Here is an 18,757-nt window from a genome sequence, read left to right as displayed (position 1 = left end):
CATTGCCCTAGCCCAACAAGATACAATCGGAACTTTATTCACACATGAAGGAATATGACATGACCGCTTTTGACGCCACCTCCAAGCGGCTGCAAAACATCCGCACGCGCATGCCAGGCTTCCCCATGGAACTGATGCGCCTGTTGCGCATGACGTACCACATTCAAAAAGGCATGAAGGATCTGACCAATGCCGCGCTGAAAAAGCACGACCTGGTCGATGCCAGCTACATGGTGCTGGCCGTGCTGTACGGCACGGACGACGAAACCTCGAACGCCTGCACCCTGGGCATGGCGTGCCATGAAAAGCCGGCCAACCTGACGCGCGTGTGCAACGACCTGGAAACGCGCGGCCTGATCCACCGCGGCACGCGCCCCGGCGACCGCCGCTCCGTGATGATTTCGCTGACCGACAAGGGCCGCGCCCTGATCGAAACGGCGCTGCCGGACGTGTACCAGGAAACCTCGGCCCTGTACGAAGGTTTCACGGACGAAGAGCTGCAAGTGCTGGACAAGCTGTACATGCGCCAGTTGCGCAACCTCAACAATCTCAACAACCAGAACTGATAGCCTATCGATGACGCCAGCCACAGCAACAAAACCCACATACGGTCCCCTGACCCGGGCGGCCCACTGGCTGGCGCTGGCGCTGCAGGACTGGCGCTCGACGGAAGGCGAACGCTGGATCTACGTCGGCAAGACCCTCATCGCCTCATTCTGCGCGCTGTGGCTGGCCTACCGCCTGGGCCTCGATTCGCCCAGCACGGCGATGACCACGACCATCATCCTGGCCCTGCCCAGCAGCGGCATGGTGCTGGAAAAAAGCTTTTACCGCCTGTGCGGCACCCTGCTCGGATGCACGGCCGCGCTGACCCTGATCGGCCTGTTCCCGCAGCAACCCGTGCTGCTGTTCGCCGGCCTGGCCCTGTGGGTGGGACTGTGCACGAGCGGCTCGGCCCTGCACCGCAACGCGCAATCGTATGTGTACGTGCTGGCCGGCTACACGGCTTGCATGATCGTGCTGCCCGCCATCGAGCAGCCGATGCAGGTGTTCGCGCTGGCCGTCACGCGCGTGGCTGAAGTAAGCCTGGGCATCATCTGCTCGGCGGCCGTGTCCAGCGTGCTGCTGCCGCGCCACCAGGGCACGCAGGTGATGCGCACGGTGCAAGCGCGCTACGGCAAATTCCTCGCCTTTTGCCAGGACGTGCTGCAGCAAAAACTCACGCCGGCGCAGGTGGAACTGACGCATTTGCAGTTTGCCGCCGACGTGGCGGCGCTGGAGCTGGGCCGCTCGGCCGCCCTGTTCGAAGTCACCAGCAAAGTGAGCCACGTGCGCGCGCAAAACCGCAAGCTGCACGCCTTCAATGCTACCTTCATGACGGCGCTGACCACTTTCTATACCTTCCACCGCCTGTTCGACCGCCTGCAGCGCGACGACGAGACGCAAGTCATGCAGGCTTGCGCGCCCCTGTACGCCATCGTCGCCGAAGCGCTGCAAACGACGCCGTCGCAAGACTCGCTCGACACCATGCAGCAGCACCTGCAAACGGCGCTGGGGCAGGCCCGCGCGGACATCGACGGCGCCCCCATCGCGCATGCGCAGCGCATCGATTTCGACACCGTGTGCGAGCTGCTCGAGCGCTTCGCGCGCGACATGAGCCGCTTTCACGAAGTGTATTTCAGCCTGGCGCACGACACGCCGCTGGAAATCAGCACGCCGCAGGCCTATGCGCCAAAGACGCCGCCCGCGCTGGTGATCGCCAGCGGCGCGCGCGCAGCCATCAGCCTGGCCTTGCTGGCGCTGGGCGCCTACTTCCTCGCCTGGCCCTATGCCAGCACGGCGATGCTGATGGCGGCCGTGTTCTGCGCACTGGCCTCGTCCTCGCCGCGCCCCATCATGATGGTCCGGCAAGTGCTGGCGGGCTTCTTGATCGCCATGCCGCTGTCGCTCGTGTGCGTGTACTTCGTGCTGGTGCACGGCGACGGCTTCCCCATGCTGGTGCTCAGTTTTGCGCCCTTCCTCGCCGTGGGCCTGTATCTGATGACGAATCCGGCCAAGCTGGGCGTGGGCCTGGGCGTGTCGACCTTCATCACGCAGATGGCGCCGACAAATCTGATGCATGTCGACGGCGCCGCCTTCCTCAACACGGGCATGGCGCTGATCATCGGCCTGATGCTGGCCGCCCTCGTGTTTGCCGTGCTGCTGCCCGAACACACGATGGGCCACAAGGACCATATCGGCCGCGCCCTGTGGCGCGAAGCGCTGCATGCGTGCACGGCGCCGGCGCGGCGCGTGAAACACCGTTTCGACAACCGCGTGCGCGACCTGCTCAGCCAGCTCAATGCGGCGGCCGGCCCGGCGCCTGGCGAGGCCACGCGCGCCGTCGTGCGCCAGGCCCTGACCCTGCTGGAAATCGGCCACTCGGTGATCGAATTGCGCGAACTGATCGCGACCGCCAGGCCGGGCGCCACGCGCCACGCGCTGCAGCAATGCGTCGACCACATCGCCGGCTGGCTGCGCACGCGCGGCGACACGGCACTGCAGGCGGCCCTGGCGGCCACCCTGCAGGCGGGCGCCGTGATGCGCGCGGCGCAGAACGAAGCCGGCGTCACGCCCGAGCGCAGCGCGCGCCTGCAGACGGCGCTGGCCGACCTGCATTCGATCTACACCTCTTTACTCGACCACATGGCGCCTGGCGCCGGAGACCACCATGCCGCGTGAATTCGCCCTGTTCGGAATTCTGATTCCTACCCTGCTGCCCCTGTTCATCCTCAGCATCGGCCTGCAAACCCTGCTCGACCGCGTGCTGGGCTGGCTGGGCGTGTACCGCATGGTGTGGCACCCGTCGCTGGCGCGGCTATGCATCTTCATCGCCATCTTCGGCGCGCTGGCCTTATCGCTTTACAAATAAAAAAAACTGTTCAATCCAATCAAGGAAAGGCTGCCGACATGGTAAGCAAACTGACCCGCTATGCAATCACCCTGCTGCTATTGGCCGCAGCCCTGTGGATAGGCAAGACCGTCTGGGACCGCTACATGGAGTCGCCGTGGACGCGCGACGGCCGCATCAAGGCCGATATCGTCAACATCAGCGCCGACGTGGCCGGCACCGTCACGGACGTGCTGGTGCGCGACAACCAGGTGGTGCAAAAAGGCGACGTGCTGTTCGTCGTCGACAAGGAACGCTACACGAGCGCGCTGGCGCAAGCCGACGCCGTGCTGGCCGCGCAGAGGACGGAGCAAGGCCGCCGCGGCAAGGAGGCGCAGCGCCGCGCAGGCCTCGACGCCAGCATCATCTCGACGGAAAGCCGCGAAAGCGCGGCGTTTGCCGCCAGCTCGGCCTCGTCGCAAGTGCAGGCCGCCGTGGCCGCCCGCGCGCTGGCGCAATTGAACCTGGAGCGCACCACCGTGCGCGCCCCCGTCAGCGGCTACGTGACGAACCTGAACGTGCACAAGGGCGATTTCGCCGCCGTCGGCGCGGCCAAGCTGGCCGTCATCGACAGCGCCTCGTACTACGTCGTCGGCTACTTCGAAGAGACCAAACTGGGCATGCTGGCGCAGGACGACAAGGCGGAAATGAATCTGATGAGCGGCGGCACCCTGCACGGCCATATCGAGAGCATCGCGCGCGGCATCACCGACCGCGACGCCGCCACGGGCCGCGAATTGCTGGCCGACGTCAATCCCACCTTCAACTGGGTGCGCCTGGCGCAGCGCGTGCCCGTGCGCATCCACATCGACGAGCAGCCGAAGGGGCAATTGCTGGTGGCAGGCACCACTTGCACCGTGGTGATCACGCCCCACTCGGCGCATTCCGCACCGGCGCCGAAGCCAGCGGCCGCGCACCCGGCATGAGCCGCGGCGGCGCCGGACGCCTGGCGGAAATCGCCCTGTTCCTCGACGCTGCGGCGCTGGGCAGCTTTTCCGCGGCCGGCCGCAAGCACGGCCTGTCGCCGGCCGCCGCCAGCGCCGCCATCGCGCGCCTGGAAACGGCGCTGGGCGTCACCCTGTTCGAGCGCACCACGCGCCAGCTGCGCCTGACGGAAGAAGGTGTGCACTACCGCCACTACAGCGAGCAGGCGCTGGACTTGCTGGCGCAGGCGGAAGACGGCTTGCCTGCGGGCGGCGGCGCCGTGCGCGGCGTGGTGCGCATCTCGGCGCCGTCCGACATCGGCCGCCAGCTGCTGCTGCCCATGCTCGACCGCTTTGCCGCGCTGCACCCGCAAGTGCGCCATGCGCTGACCCTGACGGACGCCACGGCCAGGCTGGTGCAGGACGATATCGACCTGGCCATCCGCTACGGCGAGCTGCCCGACAGCGACATGGTGGCGCGCCTGCTGCACCCGGGCCGGCGCGTCGTGTGCGTGGCGCCCGCGCTGGCCGCCAAAGTGGGCGTGCCGGCCACGCCGCGCGACCTGGCGCTGCTGCCGACGCTCGTGCTCACGGCGGGCGACGGCGCGCCGCAGGAGTGGCGCTACCGCGAGGACGGCAAGCGCCACAGCCTGCGCCCGCAAGGCGCCTGGCACAGCAACGATGGCGAAATCATCCGCCGCTGGGCCGTGGCCGGCCATGGCTATGCCTACAAATCCCTGCTCGACATCGGTGACGACCTGCGCGCGGGGCGCTTGCACACGGTGCTCGACGATTACTTTGCCGACAGCGTCCCCCTGAACCTGCTGTACCGGCGCAGCCGCTTCCAGCCGCCGCGCGTGGCCCTGCTGGCCGACTTCCTGCTGCAGCAATTCGCCGCCCTGCCGGCGCAGCGCTAGCGGGCCACGGTCAGGGCGCCAGCACGCCCAGCTGGCGCAGCAGGGTCAGATTGTCTTCCAGGTGCCAGTTGTCGCTGATGCGCCCCTGCGCATTCACCCGGTACAAATCGAACGCGTAAAAGTCGATGGCCTGGCCCTGCCCCTGCAAGGGGCCCTGCGGCGTGGGGAAGACGCCCGTGAAGCGGCCCGTGAAATGCAGGCGCAAGGTGACACGGTCGCCCGCCACCAGCATGTCTTCGATGGCCACCTGCAAATCCGGCACGGCCGCATGAAAGACTTGCGAGGCCTGCAGCGGACCGGCCAATCCCTGCGCACGCCCGGCGGGCAAGCTGCGGTCGGTGAAATCGTCGGCCAGCGCCTGGCGCGCCAGGGCCGGGTCCCCGCTCTGCCAGAACGCGGCGTAGCGGCGCGCGGCCAGCGCCACCTTGTCGGTGGCGGCGGCGCCGGACAGGTGGGCCGGCATGGGCAGGTGCGTGGCGGATTGGGCGGGCGCGGCGGCCAGCAGAGAAAGGGCCAGGATGGCGGGGGCAAGAACAGGTGCGGGCATAATGAATCCAGGTGAGTTGATCGGCGTGCCTGCTGCATAGGGCACCCCGTCATTCTGGACTCGCTTGCCTTATTTGATAATTGGCCCCGCGCTTGAATCACTCGCTTGCAGTAGTTGAAAATCAGCGGCCGCCCGCCACGTCGAGGATGCTGCCCGTCACATAGCTCGCGCCTGGCCCCAGCAGGTACAGGATGGCGTCGGCGATTTCTTCCGGCTGGCCGCCCCGCTGCATGGGCACGCCGGACGCCAGGCGCGCCACCCGTCCCGGTTCACCGCCCGACGCGTGGATGTCCGTGTAGATGATGCCGGGGCGCACGCCGTTGACGCGGATGCCCTCGGCCGCCACTTCCTTCGCCAGGCCGACGGTGAGCGTATCGACGGCGCCTTTCGAGGCCGCGTAATCGATGTATTCGCCCGGGGAACCGAGGCGCGCGGCTGCCGACGAGACGTTCACGATGCGCCCGCCCTGCCCGCCGTTGGCCGTCGACATGCGCCGCACGGCTTGCTGGCAGCAGAGGAAATAACTGATCACGTTGGTGCGCAGCACGCGTTCGAGGCGCTGCACGGAAATGTCGGCCAGCCGGCATTTCTGCTCCAGCACGCCCACATTGTTGACCAGCGCCGTGAGCGTGCCCAGGCGCGCGTCGACTTCCGCAAACAGGCGTTCCACGTCGGCTTCATCGCTGACGTCGGCCTGCACGGCGATGGCTTCGCCCCCGCCGGCGACGATGCGCGCGCACAGCGCCTCGGCCGCCTGCGCATCGCGCACATAGTTGACGCAAACGGCATAGCCCTGGCGCGCCGCCAGCTGCGCCGTCGCCGCACCAATGCCGCGGCTGCTGCCGGTAATCAAGATCACTTCCTTCATCGTCCCTCCTGAATTGTTGTGGCTGCTTGTGGCTGCATCATACGCGGACGAAAAAAAACCCGCGCATGGCGGGTTCTGTATGCAAAGACCTTCAATTCCTGAAGTGCGTCATGGCGTAAGTCAAGTGCTGCCACCAGTGCTCGCGCGACTGCACGGACGCCAGGCATTTCGCGTCGACCTCGTTCTTGAACGCGGGGTCCACGCACGCCTTGGTGGCCAGCGCATTGCGCTGGTTTTCCACGCTGACGACGGCAATCGCCAGCCAGGCCACGAGGGCAAGAGCCAGCGCACACAGGGTCCAGGGCAGCTGTTTCATGACGTTCTCCAGTATTACTTCTTCGCTGGCGCCGGGGCGCGCTCTTTCAGCACGCGCGCCACCAGTTCATCCATCACGCGCAGGGTCGCTGTCTGGGTTTGCGGCTCGGACTGCCCCGGACGCGACAGCTGCGCCGGCGACGTCACGAAGCGGCCATCGATGACGATGGTCGGCGCGCTGTCGATCTTGCTGGCGGTGATCAGCTGTTCATTGCGTTTCAGCTTGGTCTGCACGCCGAAGGAATTGAACATGTCCAGGTATTTCGCCTTGTCGATGCCGTTCTTCACCAGCAGCTCGAGGATGGCGTCATCGCGGTTCAGGCGGTTGCGCTCGACGTGGATGGCGCGGAAGATCTTGTCGTGGAACTGGTCCAGCTGGCCCATCGCTTCCAGGGTGGCGTAGGCGTGCGCCTGCGCATCTTTCGGGCCATTGAAGGCCAGGTGGATGCGGCGGAAGGCGATCTTGTCGCCCTGCTTCTTGACCCAGTCGTGCATCAGCGGATCGAGCGCGTAGCAATGCGGGCAGGAATACATGAAGTACTCCACCACTTCCACCTTCTTGCCCGTGTCCGTGCGCACTGGCGTCGGGAGCGTGGTAAAGCCGGTATCGGCCGCCATGGCGCCGCCGGTGGCCGCCACCAGGGTGACGGCGGCAAGCAGGGGACGCAAGAAACGCAGAAAACGCATAATAATCCTTCATCATAAGTGGTCGAGAACGGGGCGAGATTACCACTTTTTGCGCCGGGCGATGAGGCCCGGGCGGAAAAAAGCCATGTTTATCGCCCCGGTTTGCGCCAGCTTAAGCCGTATTTAAGCCCCGCTGCACCCGCGCCTCAAAAATGGTAGCGCGCCGACACGCGCAGCTGGCGCGCATCCTTGAGGTAAATGCTGGAACGGCAGCCGGGCGCATCGCCGTAATGGCGGCGGTTGGCCAGGTTGCTGCCGGCCAGTTCCAGCTCCCAGGCGCCCAGCTTGTGCGCGTAGCGCCCGTCCATGGTGGCAAACGCGGGCACCTGCGCCAGGCAGCTGCCCGCGAAATCGGGGCCATAGCGCAGCGCGCGCAGCCATTGCACGCCCACGTCGGCACTGGCGCCGCCCTGCCCCGTCCAGTACAGGCGCAGGCTGGCCAGGGTTTTCGGCACGAGGGCGATATCCGGGCCGTCATAGGCGTAATCGTCGTAGCGCGCATGCACTTGCCGCAGTTGCCCGTCGAGGCGCCAGTCGCGCGCCAGCGCCATGCTGGCCTCGATGGCGATGCCGTCGCGGCGCGAGGGGTCGAGGTTGCCCGCAAAGCCCAGCTGGCCCAGGCTTTGGTCGAAAACGATCTGGTTGCTCAGGCGCTCGCTGAATACGCGCACGGAAGCGCTGCGCGCCGCGTCGCCGACGGTGGCGCCCACTTCCATTTCGCGCCGCAACTGGCCCGCCAGGGGGCGGTAGCCGGCGCGGGTATAGCCATCGTCGTCGATGCGGTAGCTGCGCGCGGCCTTGGCGTAGACGCTCAGTTGCGGGCGCAATTGCAGGCTGCCCTGCAAGTCCCAGGCATTCTGGTTTTCCCAGTCGCTGCCGCCGGCGGGCAGGTCGGCCGGATCGAGCTGGAACTGCTCATGCCGCAGCCCCAGCAGCAGGCGCGGCGCATACGGGCCGCCGAAGGCCAGCTCTTCGCGCAGCAGCAGCGCGCGCGAATACTGGCGGCGCTGCCCGTCGCCATCGCGGTCCGAGCGCCGCTGCCACTGCATCAGGTCCAGGCCCACTTCCGTATCCGTGCCCACGCCGCCCACCTTGCCGTAATGGCGCAGGCGGGGCGCCAGCTGCCGGCGGCGGCTGCTGTACCTCGATTCGCTGCTGCCATCCTCGCCCGCATAGTGGGCCGTGGCGCGCTTTTCCCGCTGCGACAGTTCCACGCCCAGCTCGAAACTGCCCACATAGCGCTGCACGAAGGCGCTGGCGCGCCGCACCTCATAGCGGTACAGGTCTTCCGGGCGCGCCGCCAGCAAGGCCAGGAACGGCGCCTCGGGCGCGGGATAGCGGGTCTCCTGGTTCAGCTGGTCGGCGCTGAAGCCGAAGCGGCCCTGGCGCGCCTTCCATTCCGCGCCGCCGTTGATGCCGCGCTGGTGAAACACGCTGCCATCGCGGTAATTGCCATTGCGCAGCCCGTCCATAGCCACATCGAGCGTCATGCCGTCCTGCTCGCGCGACAGGGCGCCGCGCACGCTGTGCTGGCCGCCCTGCGCCAGCTCGGCGGACACGTCGCCATGCGTGACGCCGGCCGCGCCGGCATCCACGCCTTCCTGCGCGCACGCCGGCATGGCCAGGGCGCACAGCAGCAAGGTGCGCGTGGCGATGGTCAGGATGGGAGGGGCAGGCATCATGGCGGCAGGCTTGAGGCGTCACCGCGGCGCGGACGCGCGCTGGTGGAACGGAGGGATGGCAAAAGCGAATCATTATACGCACGGCGCACGGCGCCGCAAGCGCCAGCCCGGCGGTACTTTCCTTATGCCAATATTTTATTGGTTATTTGGCATTTTTGTAGGTATATTAAGGTGCGCCCGGCGATCCTGGGCGCAGCCGACTGCATTTAAAAATCAACAATAAGAAGTCACTGTGGGAGTCACGCATGGAAAGTCGTAGCACAACGCGCCGGGGGCCGCCAAGTCCCCGCGGCACGCGCCGCAGCATTGGTTTTTTCCCCATCTCGGGCAAGCTCAAAGCCCTTTCCATCACCGCCATGCTGCTGGCCGGCCTTGCTTTGCAGGCCGACCTGTTCGCCCAGCCGGGTCAAGGCAAGCCGGCCGGCGCGCCCACGCCGCTGGCGCCGTCCGCCGACGGCATCGCCCTGGCGTCGCCGCATGCGTCGGCCGTCAGCACGCCCAGCGCCAGCAATGCCTGGGGCGGTGCGCGCACGGGCGCGCAAGCGACCCTGTCGGACCGCGTCGTCGATTATCAGATCGAAGCGACGCTCGATCCCGTCAAGCACACGATCGACGGCCAGCAGAAACTGCGCTGGCGCAACCGCAGCGCGCAAGCCGTCAGCAGCGTGTACCTGCACCTGTACCTGAATGCCTTCGAAGGCGAACATTCGACCTTCTTCACCGAAAAGCGCAAGCTCGACACGGGCTTCCGCTCGGGCGTCGACACGCGCGACGGCGAGTGGGGCTACATCGAACTGCGCAGCATGACGCAGAACGGCGCCAAGGCGCCCTGGCACTTCGTCCAGCCGGACAACGGCCCGGCCACCGACCGCACGGTCGTGCGCGTCGATTTGCCGCAGGCCGTCGCGCCGGGCGCCGAGACGACGCTCGACATCCGCTTCTTCGACCAGTTGCCGCGCGTCATCGCGCGCACCGGCTATTTCGGCAGCTTCCACCTGGTGGGCCAGTGGTTCCCCAAGATCGCCGTGCTGGAACTGCCCGGCGAACGGGGCGCCACCGCGCCGCGCTGGAACGCGCATGAATTCCACCTCAATTCGGAGTTCTACGCCGATTTCGGCAACTACGACGTAAAGCTGACCGTGCCCAAGGAGTACACGGTGGGCGCCACGGGCGAACTGCAGGGCGCGCCGCAGGAAAAGAATGGCATGCTCACGCATCACTATGTGCAGGGCGACGTGCACGATTTCGCCTGGACGGCCGACAAGCGCAGCGCGCAGCCGTTGACGGGCAGCTGGAGCGGCCCGGGCAGCCCGCCGGTGGCCATCAAGGTGCTGTACCCGCCCGAATACGCGTCGAACGCGGCGCCCGCGCTGCAGGCGGCGAAGGATTCGCTCACGTATTTCTCGCGCACCCTGGGCCCGTATCCGTACAAGACGCTGACGGTGGTGATTCCGCCGTTTAACGCGGCCGAAGCGGGCGGCATGGAATACCCGACCTTCATCACGGCCTCGAGCTACGCCAACCTGCAGCCGAAGACCATTCCCGAATTCGGCCTCGATTTCGTCACCATCCATGAATTCGGCCATGGCTATTTCTATGGCATCCTGGCGTCGAACGAGTTCGAGGAACCCCTCCTCGACGAAGGCTTGAACGAATACTGGGACCAGCGCATGCTGCGCGCGCGCGGCCAGGACATCCACGCCACCACGCCCCTGCTCAAGCGCCTGGGCTTCGATCCCGTCTTCAAGGTCTTCGAATTCGAGCGCATGGCCGCGCCGCGCCAGGATGCGGCCGATCCGCTGGGCCAGAACGCGTGGGACCGCCTGCAGGGCGTGGGCCCCGTCTACAGCCGCACGACCATCACCATGCGCGACCTGGAAGCGCGCATCGGCAGCGAAGCCATGGAACGGGGCTTCAAGGCCTATTACGAACAGTGGAAATTCCGCCACCCGAGCGTGGCCGACCTGCGCGAAACGCTGGCCGAGGCGACGGGCCAGCGCCGCATCGTGGAACAGGTCTTCGCGCAGCAGGTCTATGCCAGCGCGAATATCGACGACCGCATCGGCACCTTCACCAGCGAAGAACAGACGCCGCTGGCCGGCATGGCGGTGGTGAACGGCAAGCGCGTGGAACATACGGCCGAAGCGCTGGAAAAAGAGGAGAAAAAGGTGCGCGAGGCGTGGGACAAGGCGCATCCGGACGCCAAGCCCGGCACGGGCCCGTATCCTTATCTCACCAGCGTGGTCTTGCGCCGCCGCGGCGCGCCCGTGCCGCAGGTGCTGCTGGTGAAATTCGCCGACGGCAGCTCCGAACGCGTGGTGTGGGATAACGAGCAGCTGTGGCAGCGCTACACCTGGAGCAAGCCCGTGAAGGCCGTCTCGGCCGAACTCGATCCCGACCGCGTGCACTACCTCGACGTCAACAAGCTCGATGACAGCCGCACCCTGAAAGCCGACACTTCGGCCGCGCGGCGCTGGAGCTTCGACCTTGCCGCCGTCTTCCAATACCTCCTTTCCCTGATTGCCACCGTATGAGCGCCACTTCCACGACACGGGCCAGCGGCCTGACCCTGACCACGCGCGCCAGCCGCGCCGCCCTGCAATGGCGCTTGCTGCTGCTGTGGGCGGGCCTGCTGCTGATCCCCGCCATCCTTGCCGTCATACCCCTCTGGCGCACCTTGAGCGCCAGCCTCGATAACGCCGTGCATGCAGCGGCCCTGGCGCACAAGCTCGACCTGATGACCCTGGCCGACCTGGTAGCCAATACGGGACGCAACGGCGCCGCCATCAGCCAGGCGGCCATCACCGGCGTCGTGCTGGCCCTGCTGCTGTCGCCGCTGCTGAGCGGCCTGGTGGTGACGGCCGCGCGCGCGCCTGCGCCACCCGGCTTCGGCCCCCTGCTGACGGGTGCCTTCAGCGAATACGGCCGCATGCTACGCATGTTGCTGTGGAGCATCGTGCCGCTGGGCGTGGCGCTGGCGATCGGCGCCGGCGCGCTGAAACTGGCCGACAAGCACGCGGCAAAGGCCATCCTGGAAGCGGACGCCGACCTGGCCCGCCACCTGGCCTTGCTGCTCACGGGCTTGCTGTTCCTGCTGGCCTGCGCCACGCTCGACGCGGGCCGCGCGGCGCTGGCCGTCGACCGGCGCCGCACCTCGGCCGTCAAGGCATGGTGGCGGGGACTGGGCATGCTGCGCCGGCGTCCGCTGGCCAGCCTGGCCATCTACCTCGTCATCACCCTGCTGGGGCTGGCGCTGTATGCGCTGCTGGGCGTGGCGCGCCTGAACCTGGCCGCGCCCGGCCCGCTGGCCATCGTGGCCGGCCTGCTGGTGACGCAGCTGGCCGCGCTGGTGCTGGCGTGGATGCGCAGCGCGCGCCTGTTCGCCTTGATCGACGTCAAGCGCTCGCTCGCGTAATCAAGCCCCCAGGCGCCCTTCATCGGCCAGGAAGTCGATGAAGGTGCGCACTTTCGACGACAGGTAGCGGCGGCTCGTGTACACGGCGTACACCTTGCCGCCCGCCAGCTTGAAATCATCGAAGAGGCGCACCAGGCGCCCCGCCGCCAGGTCCACATCCGTCTGCCACGACGGCAGCAGCGCGATGCCCATGCCGTCGAGCGCGGCCGCGTGCAGCAGGCTTTCGTTATTGCATTGCAGGACGGGCGAAAACTTCACCGTCTCGCGCCCCTGTGCCCCGTCGAAGGCCAGTTCATTGCCGTTTGCCAACAAGGAATAGCTGATCATGGCGTGCTGCGCCAAGTCTTGCGGCAGGTGCGGGTGGCCCGCGCGCGCCAGATAGGCGGGCGCGGCCACCAGGTGGAATTCGATGCTGCCTATGGGCCGCGCGATCAGGGTCGGCGATGGCGCCTGGCTCACGCGCAGGGCCAGGTCGAAACCCTCTTCCACCAGGTTCACCACGCGGCCGCTGAGGTCGATGTCGAAGGTCACTTCCGGAAAGCGCTCGCGGTAGGCGGCCAGGGTGCGCGTAAAGATGGCGTTGGCGAACCAGACGGGCGCGCTCAGGCGCAGCATGCCGCGCGGCACCACCGTCGTGCGGCCGACGGTGGCTTCCACCTCGTCGAGATTGTCGAGCATGTCGCGGCACTGTTCGAAATACACCTTGCCGATTTCCGTCAGGCTCAGGTGGCGGCTGCTGCGGTTCAGCAGGCGCGCGCCCAGATGGCGCTCCAGGTGCATCACATGCTTGCTGACCATGGCCGGCGACAGGTCCAGGCGCTCGCTGGCGCGCACAAAACTGTCCAGCTCCACCACGGCGCGAAACACGCGCATGCTGCGCAAGGTATCCATGACGACCCAATCATCAACAAAATGGAAATGATATATCAATAATAGCGACCTTGATCAACTGACTGCGCATGACTATCATGGTTCCATCGTTAGCCATTCCCACCAGGAGCCGCCATGCAAGAGCACACCTTCCCCACCTACTTCCTGTCGCACGGCGGCGGCCCGTGGCCGTTCATGAAAGACCAGTTCGGCGGCCGCTACGACGTGCTGGAAGCGTCGCTGCAGGATATCCCGCGCCAGGTCGGCGCGCGTCCCAAGGCCGTGCTGGTCGTCACGGCGCACTGGGAAGGGCCGCAATTCCTCGTTTCGGCCAGCCCCCGTCCGGGCATGATCTACGACTATTCTGGCTTTCCGCCGCATACGTACCAGATCCAGTACCCGGCGCCGGGCGCGCCGGAACTGGCGTCGCAAGTCAAACAGTTGCTCGACGCGGCCGGCCATCCGGCACGCCTGGACCACGAGCGGGGTTTCGACCACGGCACCTTCAGCGCCCTGTTCCCCATCTACCCGCAGGCGGACATGCCGCTGGTGCAGCTGTCGCTGAAACACGGCTACGACCCGCTCACGCACGTCGAGGTGGGCCGCGCGCTGGCCAGCCTGCGCCGCCAGGGCGTGCTGATACTCGGCAGCGGCCTCAGTTATCACAACCTGCGCCAGTTCGGCCAGGCGGGCGCCGTCGCCTCGCACCAGTTCGACGCCTGGCTGCGCCAGGCCATGGCCCTGCCGCCAGAACAAAGGCTGGAGCAGTTGCTGGCCTGGGACCAGGCGCCGGGCGCGCGCCAGGCCCATCCGCAGGAAGACCATCTGCTGCCGCTGATGGTGGCGCTGGGCGCGGCCGAGCAGGAAGCAGCGCACGTGGTGTACCACGAGGAGGATTTCTTTGGCGCGCTGGCCGTGACCAGCTTCAAATTCGGCTAATCGGCCAGCGCATGAAAAAAGCGCCGCGACATTGCTGTCGCGGCGCTTTTTGCATGGTGAAGCGGTAACTTACGTGCCGCGCTTGCCGCGCGCCGCATTCCTGGCCTTCTCGGCGGCGATTTCCGCCGCCTTGGCCGCTTTTTCCGCCATCTCGGCCGCGTGCTGGGCCAGCAGGGCCGCGCGCGTGTCCGGCGTTTCCAGCGAAATGCGTCCCAGGATGCCGCTGCGGTAGTCGAGCAGCAGGGTATGCGAGGCTTTCTCGAAATCGTAGTCGCCGCCCTTGATGCGGAAGCCGCGCTTGGCGGCGATGCCCTCGACCACGCCGATGGCGTCGACTTCATCGACCTTGGTGCCGTAGCGGGCCGCCAGCAAGTCCGGATAGCGCTTGAGCAATTCCTCGGCCAGGAACACGGCCACTTCCTCTTCGATCAGCGCATTCGAGCCGATGGCGTGGCTGGCCGCCAGCATCAGGCCGTCGCTGGGGATGGCGATCTTCGGCCACAGCATGCCGGGCGTGTCGACCAAAATCGTGTTCTTGTCCAGGTACAACTTTTGCTGCATCTTGGTGACGGCCGGCTCGTCGCCCACCTTGGCCACGCGCTTTTTCAGCAGCGCGTTCATCAGGGTCGACTTGCCCACGTTGGGAATGCCCATGATCATGATGCGCAGCGGTTTCGTCGGCACGCCGCGGTGCGGCGCCAGCGATTTCGCCAGTTCCGGGATGCGCGCCACGTCGCCCGGCTTCTTGGTCGTCATCGCATATGCGGTCACGCCTTCCTGGGCATTGAAATAGGCCACCCAGGCGGCAGTGGCGGCAGGATCGGCCAGGTCGGTCTTGTTGAGGATCTTCAGGCAAGGGCGCTGGCGGAACAGGCGCAGCTCGTCCACCATGGGATTGCAGCTGGCTGCCGGCAGGCGCGCGTCCACCACTTCAATCACCAGATCGGTGTTTTCCATGGTCTCGGCCGCTTTCTTGCGGGCCGCGTTCATGTGTCCTGGGTACCATTGTATCGCCATGCTCTTGCTTTCAAAATCGTTCGGTCAATCCGCTATTTTACGTGGTTGCCGCCACGACGTCCCATTTTCCGCCGCCAACGCCAGCCGTGCGACACGAACGAGACAATTGGTGATAATTTGGCAGTTACATGAATGATAAGATTCGCAGTCCGTCCAGCCTGGACGGTTTCCCATCGCAAGCTTAACCTGGCACGCAATCCATGCACTTTCCCCGCTTTTGCCTCCTCGCCTCCCTTTATGCCAGCCTGCTGCCCGCCATGGCCCAGGAACAAGCGGCGGCGCGGGGCGATGCGGCAAGCCAGGAAATGCAGCAGATTGTCGACGTGCAAAGCACGCGCGATCCCGACCTGCGCCCCTACCGCACCATGCTCAAGGGACTCGATGCGTATGCCGACCACCAGCGCCTGGCGCCGGGCGCGCCGCTGCGCTTCATGCTGATTCCCGCCACGCCGCAGGCCAGGCTCGACGGCGTGACACTGCATCTGTTGGCCGACAACCTGTCCATCCCCGTGCCGCTGGCGGCGGACGGTGGCTTCACCTTGTCGCGCGACAAGACCGCCTACGATGCGAATGCCGATCTGGTCAGCAACAAGAAGCGCGACACCCTGCGCTGGCGCGCCGACATCCATACGCCGGGCCTGCCCCAGAACGTGCGCCGCCTGGGCGACCTGCGCCTGGAATGCGAAATCCGCTGGGCCGTCGAGCAGGATGAGTTGTCCTTTGTCCGGCGCAACCTGTTCCGCCTGGCAGGCGGGCCGTGCCACTCGTCGCTGATCCACGTGCCGTTTCCCGTGGTGCGCAAGCTGCTTGCCGTGCAGGCGCGCTCGGGCGAGCGCACGCTGGACATCCGCGTCACGCAAGACCGGCAACGCTTCGTGCCGCCCCTGCATGACCTGAACTGGGACGACAATACCCTGCTGACCCTGACCTACGCCGACGACGGAAAAATGGCGGGAGCCGCCCCGGCAGCGCCCTCGCAGGCAGCGCAGCGCCAGTAAGGCGCCGCCCGCGCAGCCAGGTCAAATATTTCCATATGGATTCTTATATTTACTGAAAGAAATAAAGAAGTATGTTCTAATATCGCCTCTTAAATGAAAAGCAATTATTTTCCAGGCTGGCTAGCGCCGGATGCAGGGAGATAGGCGATAGGGATGGCTCGATATGGTGATGGAACACACTGGCAAGGCGCCAGCGGCACACGTGGAATGCGAACGTGGCAGCGCACGCCCGGCCAAGGCGGCGGCCAAGCGCGTGCCGCGCAATGGCAGCCTGTTGCAGTGGAAGAAGGAATGCCGGCAATTGCAGGGGCAAGTGGCGCAGCTGGAAGAGCGCCTGAAGCGCCAGAGCGCCGACAGCTATGGCTTGCAAGTGCTGTATGACCAATTGGTCAATGAAATCAAGCACCACCGCGACATGTTACAGCTCGACAGTTTTGACGCGGATAAATCATCGCTCGTCTACACGCAAGCCTGGCGCCGCTTCATGGCTGGCGACGCGCTCGACTACCAGACGCACCGCCACACGAATTCCCGCAGCCGCCCCAGCCTGCTGTAGTTCAAGCTCCCCCTTACAGCTCCGCCAGCGCCTTCACGTGCGCGGCCACGCTGCGGCCCAGCGACGACAGGTTGTAGCCCCCTTCGAGGCAACTGACGATGCGGCCCTTGCCATACTGATTGGCCACGGCCATCATTTGCTGCGTCATCCACGTGTAGTCGGCCTCCACCAGGCCCATGCCGCCCACGTCGTCTTCGCGGTGGGCGTCGAAACCGGCGGAAATGAAAATCATCTGCGGCTGCTGCCGGTGCAGCGCGGGCAGCCAGTGGTCGAGCACCAGCTGGCGCACGGCGTCGCCTTTCGAGCGGGCCGGCACGGGCACGTTGACGCGCGTGTCCGTGTACGATTCCACGTCGCTGTACGGATAGAACGGGTGCTGGAAAAAGCTGACCATCAGGATGCGCGGATCGTGCGCCACGGATTCGGCCGTGCCATTTCCATGATGTACGTCAAAGTCGACGATGGCGACCCGTTCGAGCCCTCGCACGTCGAGCGCATGCTTGGCGGCGATGGCGACGTTATTGAACAGGCAAAAACCCATGGGCTCGCTGGGCCGCGCATGGTGGCCGGGCGGGCGGATCGCGCAAAAGGCGTTGTTGATCTCGCCGTCGATGACGGCGTCCGTGGCTGCCACGGCCGAGCCAGCGGCGGCCAGCGCCGCGTCGTAGCTGTGCGCGTTAAGCAGGGTGTCGCCGTCGAGCGGGTAATAGTCGCCCGCGGGCGGCACGTTGTCGCGCACGAGGCCGATGGCCGTGGCGCTGTGGTTGCGCTCGATATCGGACAATTGCGCGCGCACGCCGTCGCGGTGCTCGACCAGGTCGCTGATGTGCGCCAGGATCAATTGATCGTTGATGGCCTGCAAGCGGGCCGGCGATTCGGGATGCCAGTCGCCCATTTCGTGGCGCTGGCAATCGGGATGGGTATAAATGGCTGTGCTCATGCGCTGTACTGGTTACCTCTGTCTCTGCTCTCTATCCATACCGGGAACGCATGCCGGAATCACTGCAGAGCATTCCTGCCTGCCTGGCCCGTTCTCGCATAAAATCACTGGCTGGTCTGTGCCGCCCTTGCCGCCTTTGCTGTCACGCTAATCTACCACGAGCGCGCAGGCGGCGGGCGGCGCGGTTTGACCTGGCCAAAGCGATTGTAAATTAAATAATCCGTCTTACTGTGATAGAAATAGCATGTTTTCGAAAATACACCAGGCCGCACAGCAGATCGGCGAAGTTCTCGTCGGCAAACAGTTACAGATCCGCCAGACCCTCGCCTGCGTGCTGGCCGGCGGCCACCTGCTGATCGAGGACGTGCCCGGCGTGGGCAAGACGACCCTGGCGCACGCGCTGGCCATCTCGCTGGGCCTGCAATGGAAGCGCCAGCAATTTACCAGCGACCTGCTGCCCGCCGACGTGGCCGGCATGAGCGTGTATGACCGGGGCAGTGGCAGTTTCATCTTTCATCCTGGCCCCCTGTTTACCCAGGTGCTGCTGGCCGACGAAATCAACCGCGCCACGCCGAAGACGCAATCGGGCTTGCTGGAAGCGATGGAAGAGCGGCAAGTGACGCTCGATGGCGTCACGCGCGCGCTGCCGCAGCCGTTTTTCGTCATCGCCACGCAAAACTGCGCGCACCAGCTGGGCACCTTCCCGCTGCCCGAATCGCAGCTCGACCGTTTTCTCATGTGCGTCACCCTGGGCTACCCCGATGCGGCCGCCGAACGGGAACTGCTGCTGGGCGCCGACCGCCGCGCCATGCTGCAAACCTTGCCGGCCGTCATGAACGCGGAAGAATTGCTGCAGGCGCAAGCGGGCCTGCGCGCCATCCACGCCTCACCTGCCGTCGTCGACTACGTGCTGTCCCTCGTGCATGCCACCCGCGTGCCGGGCGTGTTTGCCGATGGCCTGAGCCCGCGCGCCGCGCTGGCCTTGCTGCAGGCGGCGCGCGCCTGGGCCGCCCTGGCCGGACGCGACCACGTCACGCCCGACGATGTGCAAGCCGTACTCATTCCCGTCTGCGCCCACCGCCTGCACGCCGCGCAAGGGGTCACGGACAGCCGCATGCTGCTGCAGCAATTGCTGCTGGCGACACCCGTCTGAC

The 18,757-nt window shown here is 66.1% G+C and carries 19 protein-coding genes; 11 read left to right on the top strand and 8 right to left on the bottom strand.

Annotated features, from left to right (window positions below):
• Window positions 1-59 precede the first annotated feature (59 nt).
• The 5 genes from O0881_RS24940 to O0881_RS24920 are packed head-to-tail and all read left to right on the top strand — an operon-like array spanning window position 60 to window position 4,769.
• Window positions 60-566 carry a MarR family transcriptional regulator gene (locus O0881_RS24940; protein WP_034782299.1) on the top strand — a complete coding sequence of 169 codons (507 nt, stop codon included), beginning with the start codon at window positions 60-62 and terminating at the stop codon, window positions 564-566.
• A 10-nt stretch (window positions 567-576) separates the two neighbouring features.
• Window positions 577-2,721 carry an FUSC family protein gene (locus O0881_RS24935; protein WP_289913473.1) on the top strand — a complete coding sequence of 715 codons (2,145 nt, stop codon included), beginning with the start codon at window positions 577-579 and terminating at the stop codon, window positions 2,719-2,721.
• The gene (locus tag O0881_RS24930) at window positions 2,711-2,911 is read left to right on the top strand and encodes a DUF1656 domain-containing protein (protein ID WP_070224633.1); all 201 of its coding nucleotides are present in this window, start codon (window positions 2,711-2,713) and stop codon (window positions 2,909-2,911) included. The genes O0881_RS24935 and O0881_RS24930 overlap by 11 nt, the downstream gene beginning before the upstream one ends.
• A gap of 38 nt (window positions 2,912-2,949) precedes the next feature.
• Window positions 2,950-3,855: an efflux RND transporter periplasmic adaptor subunit gene (locus O0881_RS24925; protein ID WP_099665121.1), complete on the top strand. Its 906-nt coding sequence runs from the start codon at window positions 2,950-2,952 to the stop codon at window positions 3,853-3,855.
• On the top strand, window positions 3,852-4,769 hold the full coding sequence (locus O0881_RS24920; RefSeq protein WP_289913472.1) for a LysR substrate-binding domain-containing protein: 918 nt from the start codon (window positions 3,852-3,854) through the stop codon (window positions 4,767-4,769). The genes O0881_RS24925 and O0881_RS24920 overlap by 4 nt, the downstream gene beginning before the upstream one ends.
• Before the next feature lie 10 nt (window positions 4,770-4,779).
• Here O0881_RS24920 and O0881_RS24915 read toward each other — a convergent pair whose 3' ends face one another.
• From O0881_RS24915 to O0881_RS24895, 5 genes are all read right to left on the bottom strand, one after another.
• Window positions 4,780-5,316 carry an ester cyclase gene (locus tag O0881_RS24915; protein WP_289913471.1) on the bottom strand — a complete coding sequence of 179 codons (537 nt, stop codon included), beginning with the start codon at window positions 5,314-5,316 and terminating at the stop codon, window positions 4,780-4,782.
• A gap of 121 nt (window positions 5,317-5,437) precedes the next feature.
• The gene (locus tag O0881_RS24910; protein WP_289913470.1) at window positions 5,438-6,184 is read right to left on the bottom strand and encodes an SDR family oxidoreductase; all 747 of its coding nucleotides are present in this window, start codon (window positions 6,182-6,184) and stop codon (window positions 5,438-5,440) included.
• Between the two features lie 91 nt (window positions 6,185-6,275).
• Window positions 6,276-6,500, bottom strand: a complete 225-nt coding sequence (locus tag O0881_RS24905) for a hypothetical protein (RefSeq protein WP_070282668.1) — start codon at window positions 6,498-6,500, stop codon at window positions 6,276-6,278.
• A 14-nt stretch (window positions 6,501-6,514) separates the two neighbouring features.
• Entirely contained in the window at window positions 6,515-7,186 is a 672-nt protein-coding gene (locus tag O0881_RS24900; protein ID WP_289913469.1) for a thiol:disulfide interchange protein DsbA/DsbL, read from the bottom strand.
• A 146-nt stretch (window positions 7,187-7,332) separates the two neighbouring features.
• A complete protein-coding gene (locus O0881_RS24895; protein WP_289913468.1) occupies window positions 7,333-8,868 on the bottom strand; it encodes a TonB-dependent receptor in 1,536 nt (511 codons plus the stop codon).
• A 245-nt stretch (window positions 8,869-9,113) separates the two neighbouring features.
• Here O0881_RS24895 and O0881_RS24890 point away from each other — a divergent pair, with 245 nt between their 5' ends.
• Together O0881_RS24890 and O0881_RS24885 are read left to right on the top strand one after the other, a co-directional pair.
• Entirely contained in the window at window positions 9,114-11,402 is a 2,289-nt protein-coding gene (locus O0881_RS24890; protein ID WP_289913467.1) for a M1 family metallopeptidase, read from the top strand.
• Window positions 11,399-12,283 carry a hypothetical protein gene (locus tag O0881_RS24885; RefSeq protein ID WP_099665129.1) on the top strand — a complete coding sequence of 295 codons (885 nt, stop codon included), beginning with the start codon at window positions 11,399-11,401 and terminating at the stop codon, window positions 12,281-12,283. Before O0881_RS24890 ends, O0881_RS24885 begins: the two co-directional genes overlap by 4 nt.
• Here O0881_RS24885 and O0881_RS24880 read toward each other — a convergent pair whose 3' ends face one another.
• The gene (locus O0881_RS24880; RefSeq protein ID WP_289913466.1) at window positions 12,284-13,174 is read right to left on the bottom strand and encodes a LysR family transcriptional regulator; all 891 of its coding nucleotides are present in this window, start codon (window positions 13,172-13,174) and stop codon (window positions 12,284-12,286) included.
• 114 nt (window positions 13,175-13,288) lie between these two features.
• On the opposite strand from O0881_RS24880, the gene O0881_RS24875 reads away from it, so the two are divergent.
• The gene (locus O0881_RS24875) at window positions 13,289-14,092 is read left to right on the top strand and encodes a class III extradiol ring-cleavage dioxygenase (RefSeq protein WP_289913465.1); all 804 of its coding nucleotides are present in this window, start codon (window positions 13,289-13,291) and stop codon (window positions 14,090-14,092) included.
• 69 nt (window positions 14,093-14,161) lie between these two features.
• On the opposite strand, the gene ylqF is transcribed toward O0881_RS24875, so the two are convergent.
• Complete coding sequence (ylqF, locus tag O0881_RS24870; RefSeq protein WP_083411975.1) at window positions 14,162-15,109, bottom strand: ribosome biogenesis GTPase YlqF; 948 nt, start codon at window positions 15,107-15,109, stop codon at window positions 14,162-14,164.
• Window positions 15,110-15,309: 200 nt separating this feature from the next.
• Here ylqF and O0881_RS24865 point away from each other — a divergent pair, with 200 nt between their 5' ends.
• Window positions 15,310-16,107, top strand: a complete 798-nt coding sequence (locus tag O0881_RS24865) for a hypothetical protein (protein WP_289913464.1) — start codon at window positions 15,310-15,312, stop codon at window positions 16,105-16,107.
• Between the two features lie 169 nt (window positions 16,108-16,276).
• Window positions 16,277-16,663 (top strand): hypothetical protein, encoded by a 387-nt coding sequence (locus O0881_RS24860; protein WP_143451364.1) that lies wholly within the window; start codon window positions 16,277-16,279, stop codon window positions 16,661-16,663.
• A gap of 13 nt (window positions 16,664-16,676) precedes the next feature.
• Here the strand turns inward: O0881_RS24860 and O0881_RS24855 are convergent, their stop codons facing one another.
• Window positions 16,677-17,603, bottom strand: coding sequence for a histone deacetylase family protein (locus O0881_RS24855; protein ID WP_289913463.1), 927 nt, complete (start codon window positions 17,601-17,603; stop codon window positions 16,677-16,679).
• 244 nt (window positions 17,604-17,847) lie between these two features.
• Between O0881_RS24855 and O0881_RS24850 the strand changes: the two genes are divergently transcribed.
• Window positions 17,848-18,756 (top strand): AAA family ATPase, encoded by a 909-nt coding sequence (locus tag O0881_RS24850; protein WP_251349961.1) that lies wholly within the window; start codon window positions 17,848-17,850, stop codon window positions 18,754-18,756.
• The last annotated feature ends 1 nt before the right edge of the window (window position 18,757 follow it).

It is taken from the genome of Janthinobacterium sp. SUN100 (assembly GCF_030397705.1).
Classification (GTDB): domain Bacteria; phylum Pseudomonadota; class Gammaproteobacteria; order Burkholderiales; family Burkholderiaceae_D; genus Janthinobacterium; species Janthinobacterium kumbetense.
Note: the sequence above shows the minus strand (reverse complement) of the source record. Positions and strands in the feature narration are given on the sequence as shown.